At 71.4% G+C, this 22,148-nt stretch carries 18 protein-coding genes; 7 read left to right on the top strand and 11 right to left on the bottom strand.

What is annotated here, in order from left to right:
* Positions 1-5: 5 nt before the first annotated feature.
* From JOC24_RS22095 to JOC24_RS22080, 4 genes are all read right to left on the bottom strand, one after another.
* Positions 6-2,420 (bottom strand): endonuclease/exonuclease/phosphatase family protein, encoded by a 2,415-nt coding sequence (locus JOC24_RS22095; RefSeq protein WP_205022093.1) that lies wholly within the window; start codon positions 2,418-2,420, stop codon positions 6-8.
* A 239-nt stretch (positions 2,421-2,659) separates the two neighbouring features.
* The gene (locus JOC24_RS22090; RefSeq protein WP_239580820.1) at positions 2,660-3,844 is read right to left on the bottom strand and encodes a DUF1266 domain-containing protein; all 1,185 of its coding nucleotides are present in this window, start codon (positions 3,842-3,844) and stop codon (positions 2,660-2,662) included.
* Positions 3,838-5,016, bottom strand: coding sequence for a DUF1266 domain-containing protein (locus JOC24_RS22085; RefSeq protein WP_205022092.1), 1,179 nt, complete (start codon positions 5,014-5,016; stop codon positions 3,838-3,840). Before JOC24_RS22085 ends, JOC24_RS22090 begins: the two co-directional genes overlap by 7 nt.
* A gap of 60 nt (positions 5,017-5,076) precedes the next feature.
* Positions 5,077-5,490: a VOC family protein gene (locus JOC24_RS22080; RefSeq protein ID WP_205022091.1), complete on the bottom strand. Its 414-nt coding sequence runs from the start codon at positions 5,488-5,490 to the stop codon at positions 5,077-5,079.
* Positions 5,491-5,619: 129 nt separating this feature from the next.
* On the opposite strand from JOC24_RS22080, the gene JOC24_RS22075 reads away from it, so the two are divergent.
* The gene (locus JOC24_RS22075) at positions 5,620-7,128 is read left to right on the top strand and encodes an MFS transporter (RefSeq protein WP_205022090.1); all 1,509 of its coding nucleotides are present in this window, start codon (positions 5,620-5,622) and stop codon (positions 7,126-7,128) included.
* Entirely contained in the window at positions 7,125-8,156 is a 1,032-nt protein-coding gene (locus tag JOC24_RS22070) for a glutathione S-transferase family protein (protein WP_205022089.1), read from the top strand. The genes JOC24_RS22075 and JOC24_RS22070 overlap by 4 nt, the downstream gene beginning before the upstream one ends.
* A 5-nt stretch (positions 8,157-8,161) precedes the next feature.
* On the opposite strand, the gene JOC24_RS22065 is transcribed toward JOC24_RS22070, so the two are convergent.
* The gene (locus JOC24_RS22065; protein WP_205022088.1) at positions 8,162-9,028 is read right to left on the bottom strand and encodes a DMT family transporter; all 867 of its coding nucleotides are present in this window, start codon (positions 9,026-9,028) and stop codon (positions 8,162-8,164) included.
* Positions 9,029-9,130: 102 nt separating this feature from the next.
* Between JOC24_RS22065 and JOC24_RS22060 the strand changes: the two genes are divergently transcribed.
* Positions 9,131-10,249 carry a winged helix DNA-binding domain-containing protein gene (locus JOC24_RS22060; protein WP_205022087.1) on the top strand — a complete coding sequence of 373 codons (1,119 nt, stop codon included), beginning with the start codon at positions 9,131-9,133 and terminating at the stop codon, positions 10,247-10,249.
* A 40-nt stretch (positions 10,250-10,289) separates the two neighbouring features.
* Here JOC24_RS22060 and JOC24_RS22055 read toward each other — a convergent pair whose 3' ends face one another.
* Entirely contained in the window at positions 10,290-11,135 is an 846-nt protein-coding gene (locus JOC24_RS22055) for a response regulator transcription factor (protein WP_205022251.1), read from the bottom strand.
* A gap of 104 nt (positions 11,136-11,239) precedes the next feature.
* Between JOC24_RS22055 and JOC24_RS22050 the strand changes: the two genes are divergently transcribed.
* Positions 11,240-12,916: an AMP-binding protein gene (locus JOC24_RS22050; RefSeq protein WP_205022086.1), complete on the top strand. Its 1,677-nt coding sequence runs from the start codon at positions 11,240-11,242 to the stop codon at positions 12,914-12,916.
* Positions 12,913-14,520, top strand: a complete 1,608-nt coding sequence (locus JOC24_RS22045) for an AMP-binding protein (protein ID WP_205022085.1) — start codon at positions 12,913-12,915, stop codon at positions 14,518-14,520. Before JOC24_RS22050 ends, JOC24_RS22045 begins: the two co-directional genes overlap by 4 nt.
* A 21-nt stretch (positions 14,521-14,541) precedes the next feature.
* Here JOC24_RS22045 and JOC24_RS22040 read toward each other — a convergent pair whose 3' ends face one another.
* Together JOC24_RS22040 and JOC24_RS22035 are read right to left on the bottom strand one after the other, a co-directional pair.
* A complete protein-coding gene (locus JOC24_RS22040; protein ID WP_205022084.1) occupies positions 14,542-14,763 on the bottom strand; it encodes a hypothetical protein in 222 nt (73 codons plus the stop codon).
* A gap of 92 nt (positions 14,764-14,855) precedes the next feature.
* Entirely contained in the window at positions 14,856-15,581 is a 726-nt protein-coding gene (locus JOC24_RS22035; protein ID WP_205022083.1) for a hypothetical protein, read from the bottom strand.
* 256 nt (positions 15,582-15,837) lie between these two features.
* On the opposite strand from JOC24_RS22035, the gene gcl reads away from it, so the two are divergent.
* The gene (gene gcl / locus JOC24_RS22030) at positions 15,838-17,622 is read left to right on the top strand and encodes a glyoxylate carboligase (RefSeq protein WP_205022082.1); all 1,785 of its coding nucleotides are present in this window, start codon (positions 15,838-15,840) and stop codon (positions 17,620-17,622) included.
* A 255-nt stretch (positions 17,623-17,877) separates the two neighbouring features.
* Positions 17,878-18,327 (top strand): DUF6083 domain-containing protein, encoded by a 450-nt coding sequence (locus tag JOC24_RS22025; protein WP_205022081.1) that lies wholly within the window; start codon positions 17,878-17,880, stop codon positions 18,325-18,327.
* A 288-nt stretch (positions 18,328-18,615) separates the two neighbouring features.
* Here the strand turns inward: JOC24_RS22025 and JOC24_RS22020 are convergent, their stop codons facing one another.
* From JOC24_RS22020 to JOC24_RS22010, 3 genes are all read right to left on the bottom strand, one after another.
* The gene (locus JOC24_RS22020; protein ID WP_205022080.1) at positions 18,616-20,073 is read right to left on the bottom strand and encodes a catalase; all 1,458 of its coding nucleotides are present in this window, start codon (positions 20,071-20,073) and stop codon (positions 18,616-18,618) included.
* 182 nt (positions 20,074-20,255) lie between these two features.
* Complete coding sequence (locus JOC24_RS22015) at positions 20,256-21,149, bottom strand: 2-hydroxy-3-oxopropionate reductase (protein WP_205022079.1); 894 nt, start codon at positions 21,147-21,149, stop codon at positions 20,256-20,258.
* Between the two features lie 43 nt (positions 21,150-21,192).
* Positions 21,193-22,032, bottom strand: a complete 840-nt coding sequence (locus tag JOC24_RS22010; RefSeq protein ID WP_205022250.1) for a TIM barrel protein — start codon at positions 22,030-22,032, stop codon at positions 21,193-21,195.
* Positions 22,033-22,148: the final 116 nt, after the last annotated feature.

The following is a 22,148-nucleotide window of genomic DNA, read 5'->3' as shown; positions in this document are numbered from 1 at the left end:
GTGTGTCAGTGCCGGTGGCCCCGGCCCTTCACATCGATCCGCACGATCTGCGGGTCGTGGTCGCTCGCCTGGTCGGCGAACTCCGCGTTGATGTGCACCACGTCGTAGTCGAAGCGGCTGATCGCGGGGCTGGTCAGGATGTGGTCCAGCGTCTGCGAGTTACCGTCGTAGACATAGCTGTACTGCTCACCGGCGGGCAGCGTCGTGATCAGCGGCTTGAGTACCTTGCCACTGGTCAGCGCCGTCATCGTCGGGGAGAAGGCGAAGTCGTTCAGGTCGCCGAGCGTGACGACCCGGGCCGACTTGTCCGCCTTCAGCAACGACGTGACGAAGGTGTTGACCTCCGCCGCCTGCCGCACGCGCTGGGTCTCCGAGCTGCGAACCGGCTCCTGGTAGCGGCCGTGCAGGGACTGGTCACCGCCCTTGGAGGCGAAGTGGTTGGCGATGACGAAGACCGGCTCGCCGCGGAAGCGGAACTCGCCCACCAGCGGCTTGCGGCTGTCGTCCCAGGCCGTGCTCGTGGGATTGATCCGGCCGGGCGAGACGGAGAGAGTGGCGCCCTTCTTCGTCCTCACCGCCTCCACCGCGGTGGTCGCGTCGCCGCCCGCGCGGTCCACGAAATCGACCCGGTCGGGGTTGAAGAGGAAGACGTTGCGGATGTTGCCGCCGGGCTCGCCGCCGTCCTTGCCGTCCTCGGGGGCGACGTAGCGCCAGGAGTACCGCGGTCCGCCCGCGGCGACGATCGCGTCGGTGAAGCGCTCAAGGGTCGCCTCCGACCCCACCGTGCCGTCCTTCACCGCACCGTTGTCGTCCTGGATCTCCTCCAGGGACACGACGTCCGGGGACGAGAGGCTGACCGCCACGCCCTGGGCGAGCGTGTCGAACTTGGCCTGATCGTCGGTCGCGTCCAGGTTCTCCACGTTGTACGTGGCGACGGCGAGTTCCTTGCGCTTCTGCTTCCGCGTCACCTCGCGCCGCAGGCCGTTGTCCTTCAGCGCGCCCAACTCGGTGGCCTGCACGTTGTATCCGCCGTACGACGCGTAGTCGACGACACCCGTGGTGGAGCCGGACAGCACGTCGCCGACGTTCGCGTCCGGGACCGGCTGCGCGGCGTTCAGCGACATCACCTTGAGGCGGCCGGTGTTCTGGTCCTCGTAGGAGGCGTACAGCGTGCCGCCGCGCCGGGTCGGGTTCTCCCGCGGCTTCACCGTCACCCAGACCTCGTCGTACGCGGTCGTCGCACCCGTCACCCGGGTGTCGGCCATCGTGACGCGGGTGCCTTCGAGCGACTCGTAAAGATCCAGGGCGTATGCCGCGGGGTCCAGTGCGAGGGCCTCGATCGAACCACCCCCGGCCGTCGGCACATAGGCGTCCGGCACCGAGGCGGCATCGAGGACGACCGCATCCGGCAGGGCGTTGCCCGAGGACAGGACCGTGGTCAACGGGCCGGTGATCTGGGTGAGCGACTGGGCACCGGCGGCCGGGTAGTACTCGGCGACCTTTCCGCTGACCAGGACCGAGTCGCCGACGGCGACGGTGGGTGCCGCCGAGCCGGTGTAGACGAACAGGCCCTCGCTCGTGCGGGCGTCGCCGTCCGGGGCGGTGTCCTGGATCCAGAAGCCGCGCGAACCCGACGTCCGTACGCCGGTGACGACGCCGGGGACCCCGGCGACCGACTGCCCGGCGAGCGGGGAGAGGCGGGTCGTTCCCTGGATGTCGTGGACCCGCACCGTGCCGGGCTCGGTGGGCCCGCCGGGCTCGCCCGGGCCGGAGCCGCCGGAGGTCTCGCCTGCGGCGTTGACGGGTGTCGTGGCGCCCGCGGTGAGGTCTGCGGCGTTGTCGTCCGTGTCCGCCAGGGACGTGCCGCGCGCCACGGAGGCGGTCGCGGAGGCGCCCGTCACCGGGCCGCTGCCCTCGCGCACGACTGCGGAGCCGTAGCCGACGAGATCGACGATCCGGGTGTCGGCGGCGCAGTCCGCCGCGGTCCTGCAGGTGAGCGGGGCGGTGCCGGACACGAGTGCGACCGTGCCGCTCGCCGCCGACATCGCGACCGTGCCCGTCGCGTCGGCGGCCGGCAGGGCCACCGTGCCGCCGGTGCCCGCGGCCTGCGCGACGAGGTAGCGGCCACCGGGCGCGACGGCGCCGGACAGCTCGGAGACCTGCCACAGCGATCCGGCGGAGGGGGTGCCCGGCAGGTACTGGACGCTGAAGCCGGACAGGCCGAAGGGGCTCCGGCCGGCGTTGGCCAGCTCGATGTAGTCACGGGTGAGCGTCGCGCCGGAGTTGCCCCCGCCGCCGTACACCTCGGAGATGACGGCCGACGTCGACGGTGCCGCGAAGGCGGCGGGCAGCGCGGTCACCGACAGGGTCACGGCGACGGCGGCGGCCAGCAGGGCGGAGCCGGGTCTGGCTATGTGCACGGGAACTGCCCCCAAATGTGTAGTGAGGGCCAAAAACTATGCGCGTAGACCGACCGTGGCAAGAGACCGGAGGTTAATTCCGGGCGTCATCGCCCCACGCGCGCCGCACACCTGGTGATGCGAGGTCATATCGGGTGCAGGGCGTGTGTTCCGCGGCGCGTCCCCGAGGCTGAGCTCCCCCGGGGCTCGCCGTGGCGGCCATCCACCGACCGGCGGCGCGCGGCGGGGGCGCCGCGTACTCAGCGCCAGGCGAGGTTCCGCCACGGGCTGCCCTCACTCTCCGTCAGCAGACGGTGCGCCGTGACGTTGTCCAGGTAGTAGTCGCCGTAGTCCTCGCCGTCGAACCGCAGCACACGGCCCAGTGCGTAGCCCGCCGAGAACTCCTCCCAGGAGTGGTAGGCCGATCTGCTCAGCGCACCGGCGTACACGATCGCCTGCTCCGCCTCGTGCGGCACGCAGAAACGAGCGGACAGCCCCCACCTGGCCAGGTTCACGGCGCGTCCGTAGTCGTAGGCGACCGTCGTGGTGACCCGGCCGTCCGGCGGCAGCAGCCCGTCGGCACGGAACCGCGCCTCGTACCTCACGATGCGCCGCACCAGCTCCTCGATGTCCTTGACCGTGCCGTGGCCCACCCCGATGTCCTGGGCGTGCCCGGCGGCCGTCTCGCGCCACAAGTCCGCGGAGGGCGGCTCGCCGAGCCCGCCCCTGAGCTGTTCACGCACCCGGAGCACGAAATCAGGCTCGGCCGGACTGTTCTGCGCTTCCAGCAGGAAGTCCAACTGCCTGCGCCAGCCGCTCGGTCCGGTGATGCCCCAGGAGTCGCGGAGCTGCTCCCGCTCGCACGAGTACTCCCTGTAGGCGGTGCCCACCTCGTTCCACGGGACACCGTTGCCGATCGCCAGATGCGCCCCGCACGCCAGCCCGTAGGCCAGGGGGCCGCGCAGCGCTCCGTGGCGCAACGCGATCAGCCGGTCACTCCGAGGGCGGTCGTTCTCCGCGTGGTAGCGCAGCCACATCGCGCGGTGCGGGGGCGTCGCCGGGAAGAGGATCTGGGCCGGAGTGCCCGCGTTGACGGACAACAGCTGATGGGGGTCGCTCCAGTCGGTCTCCGCGATCCACTTGAGGGAGACACCGTGGAACACCCAGTCCGGATGCCAGGGCGGCAGCATCCCCCGGGTGAGCACCGGCAGGCAGCTCCGGCCGGCCTCGTCCCGGTACGAGCGCCACCTGACCATGTCGGGAGCCGCGTCCACCTCTGCCCTCGGCGCGACGATGTAGAGCTCCTCGCCCGCCAGCACGCGCAGTTGTGCCTCCGCGTCGCCGCGCGCTCCCGCCTCGTACAGCAGATGCTCCGTCACGGACGGCGGCACCCAGGGGGCGCCATGAGGGTTGCCGGGGAAGGGGGGCAGCGAGTTCATCACCATGCGATGTTCCGGTAGGGGCTGTCGGGGGCCTGGGTCAGGATGCGGTGCTGCGCGAGCGACTGCCCGTACTTCACTCCGGACGGGTCGTCCTCGTCGAAGTGCATCACGCGGGTCAGCGAGTAGCCGAGGGAGAACTGCGCCCAGGAACCGTAGGCACGCTTGGCCAGGGCGCCGATCCGCAGCACGGCCTGTTCCGCCTCGTGCGGATCGCAGAGGCGGGCCCCCAGCGCCAGTCGTACGACGTTGACCGCACGCCCGTAGTCGAAGGCGGCCAGGGTGTCGACCCGTTCGCCCGGCCCGAGGGCACCGTCCGCACGGAACCTGTCCTCGTACGTGACGGCCAGCCGCAGCGCCTCGTGGGCCTCGGCCGTCTCGGCCGCCGTGGACTGGCGGCGCGTCATCTCGACGGTCACCGCCTCGGACCACTCGGCAACCGTCGGGGTGCGGCCCAGCCGCCCGGCGAGGGTTCGGCGGATCCCGATCACCGACTCGTGCGTACGGCCGACCAGCCGGGTCGCCAGCAGCGCTTCGAGGGTCTCCCGGTAGGCGGCGCGGTTCAGTACGCCCCAGGGACTACGGAGCCGTGCCCGGTCCGTCGTGTACCCCTCGTAGGCGGCGCCCAGGTCGTTCCAGACGAGACCGTTGTGCACCGCCAGGTGGGCGCCGAGGGCCAGTCCGTGTGCGACCGGCCCGTGCAGCGGACCGGCTCCGTGGGTCAGCAGCAGACCGCCCGGAGGCCCGCCGGACCGCGCGTGGGCCTTCAGCCACGCCCGGCGGCGTCCCGCACCGGCCTCGAGGGTGGCGGCGTACGGTGTGCCCGGATTGACCCCCAGCCACCGCACCTTGTCCGGCCACCGGCGTACGAGCTCGTCGACACCGATCGCCTCGAACACCCAGTCCGGATGCCAGGGCGGCAGCATGCCGGACGTCAGCACCGTGACACACATCCGGCCCGGATCGGCAGGATCCGGCTGTGCGGTGAGCGGGGGAGTGAAACCGGGGGTGTCCGCGTGCAGCCGGGCGACGAGTACGAAGAGCCTGCTCGTGGCCAGTACGGCCGGCAACGCCTCCCGGTCGCCCGCCGCCTCGAGCAGAAGTCGCTCCGCCCCGTTCGGCGGCGGCCCCGCCCACGCCGCCCCGGTCCCCGTCGTCGTCCCTGTCCCCGTCGTCACCCTGGGATCCTACGGAACGCCTTCCCGGGCCGAAGCGCTGGCCCGGAGGGGAACCCGCCCCTACGAGGCCGGCCCTGCCGACGACGGTGGGGCCGGATACACCGCCAGCGAGAACGAGTGCCCGGCCGGGTCGTTGTAGACCCGGACGTCACGCGGACCTCCGTTGCCGTCTCCCGTGTCAACGGGCCGGGCGCCGAGACCTATCGCCTCGCGCTCGGCCTCGTCCATGTCCTCCGGGCCCACCAGGATGCGCAGATGCGCCTGAAGGGAGTCCTCCGGGCGCGGCCAGCTCGGCGGCGCGTAACCGTGGTCGCGCCGGACAGCCAGGTGCACCCCGGTGTTTCCCACTATCTCGACGAAGTCAGGATCGCTCCCTATCCGCGCCTCCGCGTCGAGGAGGTTCGCGTAGAAGTCGGCGAGCTCGATCGGCTCGGCGCAGTCCAGGACCAGAACGCTCGTTTTGGCGACAGTCATGACCGATCGGTACCCCGGATGGGGCCGGGCACGCCGGGTCGGAACCGGCCACCGCTGACCGGGGCCCGCCACCCCGCCTACGGCGCGCCCGGGACGACGTCCGGACGGGCGCGAACTAGGGTGCGGACCATGGCAGAGAGCACGGAGCACCGGGACACGGGCATGCCCGGCCCCGGCCCCTCCGACCCCCGTCGCTGGCGTGCCCTCGCCGTCTGTCTGGTGGCGGGGTTCATGACGCTGCTGGACGTCTCCATCGTCAACGTGGCGCTGCCGTCCATCAAGGAGGGCCTCGACACCCCCGAGTCCGACCTCCAGTGGGTGCTGTCCGGCTACGCGCTCGCCTTCGGGCTCGTCCTCATCCCCGGCGGACGCCTCGGCGACGCGCGGGGCAGGCGCGCGGTGTTCATGGCGGGGCTGACCCTGTTCACGCTGGCGTCCGCCGCCTGCGGGGCCGCCCAGTCCAGCCTCTGGCTCGTCATCGCCCGGCTCCTCCAGGGGGCGGCGGGCGGACTGCTCTCGCCCCAGATCTCCGCGCTGATCCAGCAGATGTTCTCCGGACGCGAGCGCGGCCGGGCCTTCGGCATGTTCGGCACCGTGGTCGGCATCTCCACCGCCGTCGGCCCACTGCTGGGCGGTCTGCTGATCCAGGGTGCCGGCGCGCAGGAGGGCTGGCGCTGGGTGTTCTACGTCAACCTGCCGATCGGGATCGTCTGCCTCCTGCTGGCCCGGCGGCTGCTCCCCGACACCCCCTCGGCGACCCGGGTGCGCCCGCGCGACCTGGACCCGGTCGGCGTCCTGCTCCTCGGCGCGGGGGTCCTCGCCCTGCTGCTGCCGTTCGTCCAGGCCCAGCAGTGGCCGGGCAACGGCAAGTGGCTGCTCGTGGCAGTGGCCGCGGTCCTGCTCACGGCGTTCGTCGCCTGGGAGTCCCGCTGCGCGCGACGGAACATCCAGCCCGTGCTCGACCTTTCACTCTTCCGGCTCAGGTCCTTCTGGCTGGGCTGCCTGATGATCCTGCTGTACTTCGCCGGCTTCACCTCGATCTTCTTCATCAGCACGCTCTACCTCCAGTCCGGGCTGGACTACAGCGCCCTGGAGGCGGGCCTCGCGATCACCCCGTTCGCCTTGGGAGCGGGCGCCTCGGCGAGCATCGGAGGCCGGCTGGTCGGCAGGTTCGGGAGGCCCCTCATCGTCGTGGGACTCACCATGGTGGCCGTCGGACTCGGGCTCACCGCCCTGGCCGCGCACCTGGTCCCGGGCAGGGGCGCCGGGCTCGCGATGGCGGCCCCGCTGCTGCTGGCCGGCCTGGGCAGCGGGCTCGTCATCGCGCCCAACCAGACCCTCACCCTCTCCGAGGTGCCCGTCGGCAACGCGGGCAGTGCCGGGGGAACCCTCCAGACCAGCCAGCGCGTCGGCTCGGCCATCGGGATCGCCGCGGTGGGTTCGGTCTTCTTCGCCCAGCTGGGACCGGGTGACTGGGCGGCGGCCTACGACCACGGGCTCCTCGTCTCCGTCGCGTTCGTCCTCGCGGGCCTCGTCGTGGCACTGGCCGACGTCGCGGCGGGCAGGCGGGGAAGGAGACGGCCCGAGGCGTCCTCCCGGGCGCCCGAGGCCACCGACGCCCCGAAGGGAACACCATGAGCGACACCGAGGACCGGGAACCCGGCGGGAACACCTCGTACGGGCACAAGCCCTTCAAGCGCTCCCGCAGCCACTTCGCGGACCGCGTCACCGCCGACGGCCGTGACGGCTGGCCCGTCGAGGCGGGGCGCTACCGTCTCGTCGTCAGCCGGGCCTGCCCCTGGGCGAGCAGGGCCCTGGTCTCACGGCGGCTGCTCGGGCTGGAGAGCGTCCTCTCCCTGGCCGTCGCCGACCCCGTCCAGGACGACCGCAGCTGGCGCTTCACCCTCGACGAGGGCGGCAAGGACCCGGTGCTCGGCATCGGCTACCTGAGCGAGGCCTACGACGCCCGGGAACACGGCTACCCGGGCGGGGTCAGCGTGCCCGCGATCGTCGACGTGCCGACCAGGGCCCTGGTCACCAACGACTACCAGCAGATCACGCTGGACCTGGCCACCGAGTGGACGGAGCTGCACCGCCCCGGCGCCCCCGACCTCTACCCGCAGCGGCATCGCGACGAGATCGACACCGTGATGGACGGTATCTACCGCGACGTCAACAACGGCGTCTACCGGGCGGGGTTCGCCGCCGGTCAGGGTGAGTACGAAGCCGCGTACGCCGATGTGTTCCGCCGCCTGGACCTGGTCTCCGAACGCCTCGCCGGGCAGCGTTACCTGGTCGGTGACACGATCACCGAGGCCGACATCCGGCTGTTCACCACCCTGGTGCGCTTCGACGCCGTCTATCACGGGCATTTCAAGTGCAACCGCTCGAAGCTCGCCGAGGACCCCGTCCTGTGGGCGTACGCACGGGACCTCTTCCAGACCCCGGGCTTCGGCGACACCGTCGACTTCCACCACATCAAGCAGCACTACTACCGGGTGCACACCGGTATCAACCCGACCGGCATCGTGCCGCTCGGCCCCGAACTCTCGGGCTGGCCGACCCCCCACCACCGTGCGCAGCTGGGCGGCCGTCCGTTCGGCGACGGGACCCCGCCCGGGCCGGTGCCGCCCGGCGAGGAGGTTCCGGCGCGGGGGCGCCCCTGAGGGGTTCAATCCGTGCGTGGCGGGGCTGCGTTCGCCGTCGCCAAGGGGGAACGGGCGAGGACGACACAGCCGGCGGCGATCAGAGCCACCCCGGCCAGCTGGGGGAGCAGCCACCACCCGGTCCGCAGCTCCTCCCCGAACAGGGTCACGCCGTAGGCGATGCTGATCAGCGCGTCCCCGAGTGTCAGCATCGGCTGCACCGCCACCAGGGAGCCGGCCTGGAGCGCGTTCTGGAGGAGGAACAGCGCGCCCACCCCGGCCGCCGCGGTGGCGTAGAGCTGCCACGCCGTCAGCAGACCGACCACGCCGCCGGCGTCCAGCCGCGACATGGCGTCCTTCATCAGCGCGGCGGTCAGCGCGTACCCGCACGCCGCGGCCAGACCCAACAGCGCGGCCCGCGCGTTTCCGCCGATGCCGAGCGCCGTGGCGATCAGTGCGGCCTCGAAGGCCCCGGTCGCCAGAAGAGCCGGGACCCAGGCGGCCCCCTGCACGTCGTCGCTGCCGCCGACCGGCGCGGCGGCCGCCATACCGAGTGCCAGACCCAGTGTCACGGCCGCCACCCCGCACCAGACCTGCCGCGACACCCTCACCCGCATGACGAAGCCGGCGACCAGCAGGGTCGCGGGCAGCTCGATCACGAAGATGGGCTGGACCACCGCGATGGGCCCCGTGGCCAGGGCCACGGCCTGACAGACCGCGGCGACGACCACCAGAGCGATCCCGACGAGCCACACCTTCTGCCGCAGCAGACGCACGATCAGTGCCAGGCGCATCGCGTCGCTGTCGGGCACCCCGAGGGCGGCGCGGCGCTGGAGCACCGAGGCGGTGCCGTTGCTGAGAGCGGTCAGGACCGCGAACAGGACGCTGATCACCGCCCCATCATGCGGGCCGGTGCCTTCCCGCCGGTGCTTCGTGGGCCGTGCGAGTGTCGCCCGTTCCGCACCCCGCCCAAGGCCCCGCGTAGTCTGCGGACCATGGCCGCCAAGAACGCTCCCGTGCTCTCCACCCGTGCGCTCAACAGGGCAACGATGGAACGGCAGTTGCTGTTGCGCCGCACAGCCCTCCCGGTCAGGGACGCCGTCAGCCGTCTGGTCGGCCTCCAGGCGCAGAACACCCGGCCGCCGTACTTCCAGCTCTTCTCCCGGCTGGAAAACTTCGACCCGGACGCGCTCGCGGCGCTGATGGAGTCCCGCGAGGTGGTCAGGATCGTCACCCTGCGTTCCACCATCCACACCCACACCGCCGAGGACGCCCTCACACTGCGCCCCCTGGTCCAGCCCGCGCGCGACCGGGAGCTGAACATGTTCCGGAGCGGCCTCGCGGGTGTCGACCTGGACCGGCTCGCCTCACTCGCCAGGGACCTCGTGGAGGAGCGGCCGCGCACCATGCGAGAACTGCGGGAGGAACTGATCGTCCACTGGCCGCAAGCCGACCCCCGGGCACTCGCGGTCGCCGCCCGCTGCCGGCTGCCGCTGGTCCAGGTCACCCCCCGCGGGCTCTGGGGGCGCAGCGGGCAGGTCTCCCTGACGACCGCCGAGCACTGGCTGGGCAGCCCCTCGCGACCGGCGGCCTCGCCCGACGCGACCGTTCTGCGCTACCTCGGCGCCTTCGGACCCGCTTCGGTGAAGGACATGCAGACGTGGGCCGGGCTCACCCGTATGCGCGAGGTCTTCGACCGCCTGCGCCCCCGCCTGGTCACCTTCCGCGACGAGAACGGCGTCGAGCTCTTCGACCTGCCCGAGGCCCCGCGCCCCGACCCCGAGACCCCTGCCCCGGCGCGCTTCCTCCCCGAGTTCGACAACATCCTGCTCGGCCACGCCGACCGGACCCGGGTGATCCCGTCCGCGTACAGGGGGCGCAACGGAGTGGGCAACCAGTCCTACGGAACGGTCCTGGCCGACGGGTTCCTGACCGCGCTCTGGCGCCTCGACGAGGCCGAGGACACGGCGGTCGTCACCGTCCAGGCCCTGGGCGAGCTCGCCCCGGCCACCCGCGAGGAGATCACCCAGGAGGCCGTGGACCTGCTGACCGTGATGTCCCCGGCACCCGCGTACGACGTCCGGTTCGGCACGTTCGTCGACTTCGGGGACTGAGCCGCCCCGGCCGGGGTGAGCCGGCTCGCGGGGGGACCGGCTACGGCAGCAGACCCGCCCGGCGCGCCGCCACCACAGCCTCCAGCCGGGTGTGCGCCCCCAGCTTCCGCATCGCGGACCGCAGATAACTCTTCACGGTCTCCGGCCGCAGCCCCAGGCGTTCCGCCGCCGCCGAGTTCGTCGCGCCCGACGCGACGCAGGCGATCACGTCCACCTCGCGCGGCGCCAGCCGCACCCGCCCGGCCGAGGGAGCACGGTCCGCCTCCGCCGCGGACGCGAGCCGCCCGCACACGGCGAGCAGTTCGCCGCGCAGCGCCGGATCCACGATCTTCGGCGCCAGGGCGCGCAGCTCGCGATGCGCCTCGCGGACGTCCTCCCAGGTGCCGGGGCCCGTGCCCGGATCGGCGATCTGTTCCCGCGTGGCCGCCAGCAGGTGCTGCACCTCGTCCCGGACGGCCAGGGCCTGCTCCACGTCCCGGGCAGCCGAGGCCACCGCGTCGAACGTACGGTCCCCGAGCGTGAGCGGCTGGCGCAGTGCCCCGTACAGCACCCCGCGCACCGCCCGCCGCACGACGACGGGCACCGCGACGACCGAGCGCAGGCCCTCCGTCGCGACCGCGAAGTCGTACTCATGGCTGATGTGGCGCGACGAGGAGTAGTCCGTGACCGCGCACGGCCGCGACAGGGCGATCGCCTTGCCGCCGAGGCCGCTGCCCGCCGAGATGACGAGCCCGCGCAGGGCCGGGGTCTGTGCCCCGCTCAGCTCGGCGATCAGGGCGTGGCGGGCGTCGGACAGCAGCCCGCCGAAGACCACCGGCAGCCCGCTCGTCCGGCGCAGCCCCAGCAGGGCCGCGCGCAGCTCGGTCGCCTCGCCCGCTTCCGGCACGCCGATGCTCTCCGCCCTGTCGGTCCCACCCCTGTTCGGGGGTGGTGAGATCTGGGTCACTGTTCACATGATGGTAATGGACCAGTTCACGACGAGGAGGGCACATGCCGGCAACGAGTGCGACGGAGACGTTCCGGGCGGCCCGGGACTTCCTGATCGAGCACCGTGAGGACTACACCACGGCGTACGAGGGCTTCAGCTGGCCCCGGCCCGCCCACTTCAACTGGGCGCTCGACTGGTTCGACGTCATCGCCGAGGACAACGACCGCACCGCCCTGCACATCGTGGAGGAGGACGGCGGCCGCACCGAGGTGTCCTTCGCCCGGATGGCCGCCCGCTCCGACCGGGCGGCGAACTGGCTGCGGAAGCAGGGCGTGGCCGCGGGCGACCGGATCCTCGTCATGCTCGGCAACCAGGTCGAGCTGTGGGAGACGGCCCTGGCAGCGATGAAACTGCGCGCCGTCGTCATCCCCGCCACCCCCCTGCTGGGGCCGGCCGACCTGCGGGACCGGGTCGAGCGCGGCCGGGTCCGCCATGTCCTCGTACGGTCGGCGGACACCGCGAAGTTCGACGAGGTGCCCGGCGACTACACCCGGATCGCGGTCGGCGCCGACGTCGAGGGGTGGCTCTCCTACAGCGGGGCCGACGACGCGCCGGTGAGCTTCACGCCGGACCGGGAGACGGACGCCGACGAACCGCTGATGCTCTACTTCACCTCGGGGACCACGGCGAGTCCGAAGCTGGTCGAGCACACCCATGTCTCGTACCCCGTAGGCCATCTGTCGACGATGTACTGGATCGGGCTCAAGCCCGGGGACGTGCATCTGAACATCTCCTCGCCCGGCTGGGCGAAGCACGCGTGGTCGAACCTCTTCGCGCCGTGGAGCGCCGAGGCCACCGTCTTCATCTTCAACTACACCCGGTTCGACGCCGCGCGGCTGATGGCGGAGATGGACCGCTCGGCGATCACCAGCTTCTGTGCCCCGCCGACGGTCTGGCGGATGCTCATCCAGGCCGACCTCACACAGCTGAAGACACCCCCGCGCGAGGTCGTCGCGGCCGGCGAACCGCTCAACCCCGAGGTCATCGAGAGCGTCCGACGCGCCTGGGGTGTCACCATCCGGGACGGCTTCGGCCAGACCGAGACCGCCGTGCAGGTGGCCAACACACCGGGACAGCTGCTCAAGGCCGGCTCCATGGGACGCCCGAGTCCCGGGTTCAAGGTCGAGCTGCTCGACCCGGTCACCGGCGAACCGGGCTCGGCGGACGGCGAGATCTGCCTCGATCTGTCCGCGGCCCCCGTCGGCCTGATGACCGGCTACCACGGGGACCCGGAGCGCACGGCCGAGGCCATGGCGGGCGGTTACTACCGCACGGGTGACATCGGTGCACGGGACGAGGACGGCTACATCACCTACGTGGGCCGGGCCGACGACGTGTTCAAGGCCTCCGACTACAAGATCTCGCCGTTCGAGCTGGAGAGCGCCCTGCTGGAGCACGAGGCGGTCGCCGAGGCCGCGGTCGTGCCTTCGCCCGACCCGGTGCGGCTCTCCGTCCCGAAGGCGTACGTCGTGCTCGCCGAGGGCTGGGAGCCGGGGCCCGGCACCGCGAAGGTGCTGTTCGAGCACTCCCGCTCGGTCCTCGCCCCGTACAAACGCATCCGCCGCCTGGAGTTCGCCGAACTGCCCAAGACCGTCTCCGGGAAGATCCGCAGGATCGAGCTGCGCGAGCGCACGGCGCAGGGGACCGGCACCGAGTTCGACGAGGGGGACGTGCGATGAGCGGTCTCTCCTACGCGCACGGCACCGGCGACACCGCGCTGCTCGGCGACACCATCGGTCGCAACCTGGACCGGGCGATCGAGGCGTTCGGGGAGCGTGAGGCCCTGGTCGACGTCGTCTCCGGACGCCGCTGGACCTACGACGAGTTCGGCGCCGCCGTCGAGGAACTGGCCCGCGGGCTGATGGCGTCGGGGGTGGCCAAGGGCGACCGGGTCGGCATCTGGGCGGTCAACTGCCCGGAATGGGTTCTCGTGCAGTACGCCACGGCACGCATCGGTGCCGTCCTGGTCAACATCAATCCCGCCTACCGCGCGCACGAACTGGAGTACGTGCTCAAGCATGCCGGGATCTCCGTCCTGATCGCCTCGCTCGCCCACCGCACCAGCGACTACCGCGCTCTCGTCGCCCAGGTCCGCGGGAACTGTCCCGGGCTGCGGTCGGTCCACCACATCGGCGACCCGTCCTGGGACGAACTGACCGCCGCGTCAGGGGCGGTGACCGCGCGGCAGCTGGCGGCCCGCGAAGCGGAGTTGTCCTGCGACGACCCGATCAACATCCAGTACACCTCCGGGACCACGGGCTTCCCCAAGGGCGCCACGCTCTCCCACCACAGCATCCTCAACAACGGCTATTTCGTCGGGGAGTTGGTCGCTTACACCGAACAGGACCGGGTCTGTCTGCCCGTGCCGTTCTACCACTGCTTCGGCATGGTCATGGGAAACCTCGGCATCACCTCGCACGGCGCCTGCATCGTGATCCCCGCACCCGCCTTCGAGCCCGCCGCGGTGCTGGCCGCCGTCCAGCAGGAGCGGTGCACCTCGCTCTACGGCGTGCCCACGATGTTCATCGCGGAGCTCGGCCTCCCCGGCTTCGCCTCGTACGACCTCTCCTCGCTCCGCACCGGGATCATGGCCGGATCGCCCTGTCCCGTCGAGGTGATGAAGAGGGTCGTGGCGGAGATGCACATGGACGAGGTGTCCATCTGCTACGGCATGACGGAGACCTCGCCCGTCTCCACCCAGACCCGCCGGGAGGACGACCTGGAGCGCCGCACGGGAACGGTGGGCCGGGTGATGCCCCACACCGAGGTGAAGGTCGTCGACCCGGTGACCGGTGTGACCCTGCCGCGCGGCGAGGCCGGTGAACTGTGCACCCGGGGATACAGCGTGATGCTCGGCTACTGGGAACAGCCGGAGCGGACCGCCGAAGTCGTCGACGCGGGACGCTGGATGCACACGGGGGACCTCGCGGTGATGCGGGAGGACGGTTACGTCCAGATCGTCGGCCGGATCAAGGACATGATCATCCGTGGCGGCGAGAACGTGTATCCCCGTGAGATCGAGGAGTTCCTCTACGGTCACCCGAAGATCGCGGACGTCCAGGTGGTCGGGGTGCCGGACGACCGGTACGGCGAGGAGATCCTGGCCTGCGTCATTCCCCGTGACCCGGCCGATCCGCCCACGCTCGACGAGCTGGGCGCGTACTGCCGTGAACAGCTGGCGCACTACAAGATCCCGCGCGGGCTGCGGATCCTGGAGGCGTTCCCGATGACCGTCAGCGGCAAGGTCCGGAAGGTCGAACTGCGGGAGGGGTACGGCGCGTAGACCGCGCCGGGGGCCGCCGGGTCAGGCGGCCTCGATGACGCCGGAGCCTATGCCCTGGGTCGCGGCCGCCCACTCGATGAGCAACACCTCGTACTCGGCGGCCTCCACCGGAGTCCAGTCCTGACCGGCCCGCGAGTCGACGAGTGCGCGGATCGCGTCGTTGGCCTCGACGGCCGAGGGGTGGGCGGGCTGGGCCGTCAGATCGGGTGTGGGGTGGGTGATATGCCGGAGAGTTAAGAGCATGTCTTCACTCTACGTCCTCATAATGACAACAGCTCGAACATATGCGGTCGGCGGGGCACAGGTGACCGAAATCATGCGACCGGGTCCGGGTGTCACGGACCGACGCTGATCAACTCGTCGGCGGCCCCGTTCACCGGCTGCGGGGTGTTGGTGAGGTCCAGGACGAACAGCGGGACGACGAGGTTGTCGGCGCGTGAGCGGGCTTCGTCCGTATAGCCGGCCAGGGAGAACAGTACGCCTGTCACCGAGGTGTTCAGCGCGTTCAGCCAGAGGCACTCCACGTCGCGCGGGGCGGTCGGTCGCGTGGTCGCGTCGACCTGGGCGATGAGGCCGGCGGCCCTGAGGTCGATCCGGCAGCTGGGCCGGACCTCGGACCCGACCACATCGCTGAAGCCCAGCCACTTCAGGTACAGCGCCGCCGTGTTCACCGCGTCGCGGGCCGTGCGTATCACCAGGGGGCGGAACGAGGGCCTCGGGTGCGCGGCCGTGCGCGGCACCGGTATGTGCGCGGGGTCGGACGAACCCGGCGCGGCGGGCGTCGGCGTGGGGCCGTGCGCGGTCACCGGGCGCACGGGTATGCGCAGCACCGCACCGCACGGGCAGCAGAGTTCGGGGTGCGGCCACTGGTCGCGGCGCCCGCAGGAGTGGCACCGCACACTCACCCAGTCGTCGTTCCAGGTGCGGTGCGTGATGGGTACGGCCGGCGCGCCGCGCATCAGCGGCGGGGCGGTCGGGGAGCCGCACGGGCAGGGATACACCGGCGTGACGAACGCGTGCTCCCGGTGGCAGGCCGGGCAGCGCACCGGTACGGACTCCACGTGCCGCCCCTTCCTCCCGCCGCCGCGGCGGTGACTCCGTCGTGTGTCCCCATCGTCCACCAGGAGCGACGCCCGGGGGAGGGAATTGCGCACTTCGGCCCGATGGGTTCCGCCGTCTCCCCCTCCTCCCTTGACGGTCGTGGCGGCCCGCCCTAAATTGATTCCGTATAGCAGAACTAAATTTCCGTAATGCGGAATTGGTGCTCTCAGGTGGCGCGACAGAGCCCGACTCCACCAGGTCCGAGCAGGAGCACTCATGCCTCGTATGACCGCTGCCCGAGCGGCAGTTGAGATCCTCAAGCGCGAAGGCGTCAGCAACGCGTTCGGTGTGCCGGGTGCGGCGATCAACCCGTTCTACGCGGCCCTCAAGGCATCCGGCGGGGTGCAGCACACCCTCGCCCGCCACGTCGAGGGCGCCTCCCACATGGCGGAGGGCTACACCCGGGCCGCGGCCGGTAACATCGGTGTCTGCATCGGCACGTCGGGTCCCGCCGGCACCGACATGATCACCGGCCTCTACTCGGCCATCGCCGACTCGATCCCGATCCTCTGCATCACCGGCCAGGCGCCCACCGCCGTCCTCCACAAGGAGGACTTCCAGGCGGTCGACATCGCGTCGATCGCCGCGCCGGTGACGAAGGCCGCGACCACCGTCCTGGAGGCCGCGCAGGTCCCGGGGGTCTTCCAGCAGGCCTTCCACCTGATGCGCACGGGCCGACCGGGGCCTGTCCTCATCGACCTGCCGATCGACGTGCAGCTCACCGAGATCGAGTTCGACCCCGAGCTGTACGAGCCGCTGCCGGTGCACAAGCCCGCCGCGAGCCGCCGGCAGATCGAGCGGGCCGTCGAGATGCTGAACGCCTCCGAGCGCCCGCTGATCGTCGCGGGCGGCGGCATCATCAACGCCGACGCCTCCGCCCTCCTGGTGGAGTTCGCCGAGCTGACCGGCGTCCCGGTCGTCCCCACCCTGATGGGCTGGGGCATCCTCCCCGACGACCACGAGCTGAACGCGGGCATGGTCGGCCTGCAGACCTCGCACCGCTACGGCAACGCGAACTTCCTGGAGTCCGACTTCGTCCTCGGCATCGGCAACCGCTGGGCCAATCGCCACACCGGCAAGCTGGACGTCTACACCGCGGGCCGCACCTTCGTCCACGTCGACATCGAGCCCACCCAGCTGGGCAGGATCTTCGCCCCCGACCTCGGTATCGCCTCCGACGCGAAGGCGGCACTGGCGCTCTTCGTCGAGGTGGCGCGGGAACTCGTGGCGGCGGGCAAGCTGAAGGACCGCTCACGGTGGGCCGCGTCCACGCAGGAACGGCGGGCCACGCTGCAGCGCCGTACGCACTTCGACGACGTGCCGCTGAAGCCGCAGCGGGTCTACGAGGAGATGAACCGGGCGTTCGGCCCCGAGACCCGGTACGTCTCGACCATCGGCCTCTCCCAGATCGCCGGCGCGCAGATGCTGCACGTCTACCGCCCGCGCCACTGGATCAACTGCGGTCAGGCCGGGCCGCTCGGCTGGACGATCCCCGCCGCGCTGGGTGTCGCCACGGCCGACCCGGACGGTTCCGTGGTCGCCCTCTCGGGCGACTACGACTTCCAGTTCATGCTGGAGGAGCTCGCCGTCGGCGCGCAGCACCGCATCCCGTACGTGCACGTGCTGGTGAACAACTCCTACCTGGGGCTCATCCGGCAGGCGCAGCGCAACTTCGACATCGACTTCCAGGTCAACCTGGAGTTCGAGAACCTCAACTCCCCGGAGCTGGGCGTCTACGGCGTGGACCACGTCAAGGTCGTGGAGGGCCTGGGCTGCAAGGCGATCCGGGTCACGGAGCCCGACCGGCTGCTGCCGGCCTTCGAGGAGGCGAAGAAGCTCGCCGCCGAGCACCGGGTCCCGGTCGTCGTCGAGGCGATCCTGGAGCGGGTCACGAACATCTCGATGAGCGGGAGCGACATCGCGTCGGTGAACGAGTTCGAGGACGTGGCATCCGAACCGGGCCACGCGCCGACCGCGATCCGGGCGCTGACGGTGTCCTGACGCCGCAGCCGCCGCCGGAACCCCTGGGGCCCGGCCCGCCCGCTCCCTGGTCCGGGAGCCGGCCGCGGGCCGGGCCCCGGTGCGCCCGCCCGCAGCGAAGCAGGTGTGGGCGACGACAGGCCCCGCCCTGTGAGCCTCCGGAGTCCCCGTGCGCCTCACGGGGTTCCCTCCGGCCCACCGAAGGGCTCGCGCACCAACCGGTGCGGCCGGATCGCGTCCTATGCGAACCCGGAGGCCCGCCCGGATCCTTGGTCCATGGGGGACACCGAGAACACCGCGTCCTGCCCGGACCGACCCGACGGCGACTCCGACCACCTGACGGCAGCCTTCCACGCGCTCCTCGAAGGGGCCACCGCCCCACGACCACCGGCACCGCCCGAGTGCCCGTTCTGCGACCTCCCGCAGGACCGGTACGCCACCGAGTACGCCGGGCACTGGATCCTCCTGGAGCCCCGCATCCTCGTCCCGGCCCACACCGTCCCCCCTCGGCGACGATGGATCATCACCTCGGCCGGGACCGCACTGAACCTGTGGGACGCGGAGCCGCTGCCCGGCGCCAGGTGCCGTATTCCGCACCGCATCGCGTGCCCCCGTCTGGAGCCCGAGGACCACTGGCCGTGGGTCACGGCTCTGCGGCTCTTCAACGGGCAACGCTCGCAACGCCTGTTCGACCTGCCCGGCGAGGACCTCCCGGACGCGGGATGACCCCGGGTGACCTGCGGTGGAGCGGATGGGGGAGTGGCGGCACGCCACGACAGCAGGGGTGCGGTGCACGCCGAACCGGCGTACACCGCACCCCTGCTGTCGTGTGCCACGGCGACCGCGACGGCGGGCGTGGGCGGCGGGCGGCGCGGTTCCTTCAGGTCTGGAGCCGGGCCGCCCGGCCCTTCGCCACCGCACTGGCGTCGTCCGCCGCCGCGGTCCCGTCCTGCCGGTGCCGCGCGCTGTCCCTCATCCGGGTGCGCGGCACGGGCAGGGCCCTGGGAGGGAGGCTCAGTCCTCGCGCAGGGCGCGGACCGCCTCCTCCACGCGCTTGCCGTACTCGGCGTCGGCGGCGTGGAAGTGGGAGAGGTTCTTCTCGATGACGTCGTCGCGGGTGACCTGCGAGAGGCCTCCAGCGATGTTGGCGATCAGGCGGTTCCTCTCGTCCGCCGACATCAGCCGGTAGAGCTCACCCGCCTGGAAGAAGTCGTCGTCCTTCGTGTGAGCGGGCACCTCGTGCGTACCCGTCCAGCCGTGCACGGCGAGCGGGGCGGCCGGCGCCTCACCGGTCTGCGAGGGTCCGGCGTACGAGTTGGGCTCGTAGTTCTTGTCCCGGCGTGAGCCGTGACGCGTCGCGTGCAGCCCGTCGCGGCCGTAGTTGTCGACGACGGCGGCCTTCGGCGCGTTGACCGGCAGCTGGGTGTGGTTGACGCCCAGCCGGTAGCGCTGCGCGTCGGCGTACGCGAACAGCCGGCCCTGCAGCATCTTGTCCGGGGAAGGGCCGATGCCGGGGACGAAGTTGTTCGGCGAGAACGCGGCCTGCTCCACCTCGGCGAAGACGTTGTCCGGGTTGCGGTCCAGCACCAGACGGCCCACGCGCCGCAGCGGGTAGTCGGCGTGCGGCCACACCTTCGTGACGTCGAAAGGGTTGAAGCGGTAGTCGGCGGCCTCGGCGGCCGGCATCACCTGTACGTGCAGCGTCCAGGACGGGTTGACGCCCCGCTCGATGGCCTGGAGCAGGTCGGTCTGGTGCGAGTCGGCGTCCTTGCCGACCTGTTCGGCGGCCTGCTCGGCGGAGAGGGAACGCACGCCCTGGTTCGTCTTGAAGTGGTACTTCACGAAGAAGGCCTCGCCCTCCGCGTTCGTCCACTGGTAGGTGTGCGAGCCGTAGCCGTTCATGTGACGGTACGAGGCTGGGATACCCCGGTCGCCCATCAGCCACGTGATCTGATGGGTGGCCTCCGGGGAGTGTGCCCAGAAGTCCCAGACGTTGTCAGGCTCCTGGCGGCCCGTGAACGGGTCCCGCTTCTGGGAGTGGATGAAGTCGGGGAACTTGACCGGGTCCTTGACGAAGAACACCGGGGTGTTGTTGCCGACGAGATCGTAGTTGCCCTCGTTCGTATAGAACTTGAGGGCGAAGCCGCGGGGGTCGCGTACGGCGTCCGCGCCGCCGAGGGAGTCGGCGACCGTGGAGAAGCGGAGGAAGGTCTCGGTGCGGCGTCCCACTTCGGAGAGGAAGTCGGCGCGGGTGAGACCGGTGACGTCGTCGGTCACCTCGAAGTAGCCGTACGCACCGGAGCCGCGCGCGTGGACGACGCGCTCCGGGATGCGCTCACGGTTGAAACGGGCGAGCTTCTCGAGCAGGTGCTGGTCCTGGACGATGATCGGCCCGCCGGCGCCGGCCGTGGCGGAGTTCTGGTTGTCGGCGACCGGGGCGCCTGACTCGGTCGTGAGCACACGCTGGGACATGGAGGCCTTCCGTACGGGGCTGCTGACGGCTTCAGGAGCGTAGATAAGCCTGGATCGACGCGTCAACAGTTTGTTGAAATTGGAGGAAGGGGTTCCGGGCCGCGACGGCGCCTGGGCGCGACAGGACAGGTGTCAGCGCCGCCGCGACCCGGAGTTCAGGGGCCCCGGGTGGGGCCGGGATGTCAGACCTGGGAGCCGGAGAGCCGCTCGATGGAGCGCAGCAGCGCCGAGTGGTCGAGCCCGCCGTCGCCCTGGGCGCGCAGGGAGGCGACCAGCTGGGCCACGACCCCGCCGACGGGCAGTGCCGCGCCGACGTTGCGGGCGGCGTCCGTCACGATGCCCATGTCCTTGTGGTGCAGGTCGATCCGGAAGCCCGGAGCGAAGTCGCGCTTGAGGAAGTTGTCCTTCTTGCGGGTCAGGACCGTCGAGCCGGCGAGACCACCGTTCAGTACGTCGAGTGCGGCGGCCAGATCGACGCCGGACTTCTCCAGGAAGACGACGGCCTCGGCGCACGCCTGGATGTTGACCGCGACGATCAGCTGGTTGGCCGCCTTCACCGTCTGGCCGGAACCGTGGGGGCCGCACAGCACGATCGTCCTGCCCAACGCCTGGAGCAGGGGCTGGGCGGCGTCGAAGTCCGTCTGCTCGCCACCGACCATGATGGACAGGACGGCCTCGATCGCGCCTGCCTCGCCCCCGGACACGGGGGCGTCCAGTACACGGATGCCCTTGTCCTTCGCGCTCGATGCCAGGTCCACGGAGGTCTGCGGGGTGATCGACGACATGTCGATCAGCAGGGCACCCCGCCTGGCGTTCTCCAGGATGCCGTCGGGGCCGTACGCGATGGCCTCGACCTGCGGGGACGCCGGGACCATGGTGATGACGACGTCGGCGTCGCGAACCGCGTCCGCGATCGAGGCGGCCCCCGTGCCGCCCGCCGCGACGAGCCGGTCGACCTTGTCCTGCTCCAGGGTGTAGCCGGTCACCCGGTACCCGGCCTCGACCAGATTCTCGGACATGGGGGAGCCCATGATGCCGAGTCCGATCCAGGCGACCTTGGGGAGGTTGCTGCTCATGAGGGTGCCTTCCGGTAAGCGTGTGAACGTGGGGCGGGAGCCCTCAGCGGGCCGGCCGGTGCTCGGCGGCGAGCCACGCGAACGACTCGGCGCCCGTGCGGTCGCTCGGCTTGTACTCCAGGCCGACCCAGCCGTCGTAACCGGCTTCGGCCAGCTCGTCGAGGAGCCCCTCCAGCGGGAGCGAGCCGGTGCCGGGCGCGCCGCGCCCCGGGTTGTCGGCGATCTGGACGTGACCGGTCTTCGCGGCGTACGCCTTGATCACCTGGCTGAGGTCCTCGCCGTTCATCGACAGGTGGTAGAGGTCGAGCAGGAACGCGGCGTTGCCCAGGCCCGTCGCCTCGTTGACGCGGTCGACGACCTCGACGCCCGCCGGTGCGCTGACCAGGGGGTAGAGCGGCGACTCCGTGGCGTTGAGGGTCTCGATCAGGAGGGTCGCCCCGATGCGGTCGGCCGCCCTGGCGGCCAGGACCAGGTTCTCCAGGGCGAGTTCGTCCTGGGCGGCCGGGTCCACGCCCTCGACGCGGTTGCCGTAGAGAGCGTTGAGCGCCTTGCAGCCGACGGAGGCCGCGAAGTCCGCCGCCACGCCGATGTTGGCGCGGAAGCGGTCCGACTCCTCGCCGGGCAGCGAAAGCGCCCCGCGGTCCGGGCCGGGGAGCCGGCCCGCGTAGAAGTTGAGCCCCACCAGCTGTGTTCCCGCGTCGTCGAGCGCCTTTTTCAGGGCGTCGAGCTCGGCCTGCGCCGGGGCGGGGGTCTCGATCCAGGGCCACCAGAGCTCGACCGCGGTGAAGCCGGCGGCGGCGGCCGCCGCGGGACGCTCCAGGAGCGGGAGTTCGGTGAAGAGGATCGAGAGGTTCACATCGAAGCGCTGGTCCGAGTGGCCCATCATGCGCTCCTTCCGTATTGCGGAAGTTTGTTTCTGCCTAACGGAAGATTGCCTGGCTGGTGGTGAGGCTGTCAAGGGGGAGCCGGATTCCGGACGCCCGGGGGTGGGGTGGCGGC

This window comes from Streptomyces sp. HB132 (genome assembly GCF_016909575.1).
Classification (GTDB): domain Bacteria; phylum Actinomycetota; class Actinomycetes; order Streptomycetales; family Streptomycetaceae; genus Streptomyces.
This window is presented reverse-complemented; position numbering and strand designations above follow the sequence as displayed.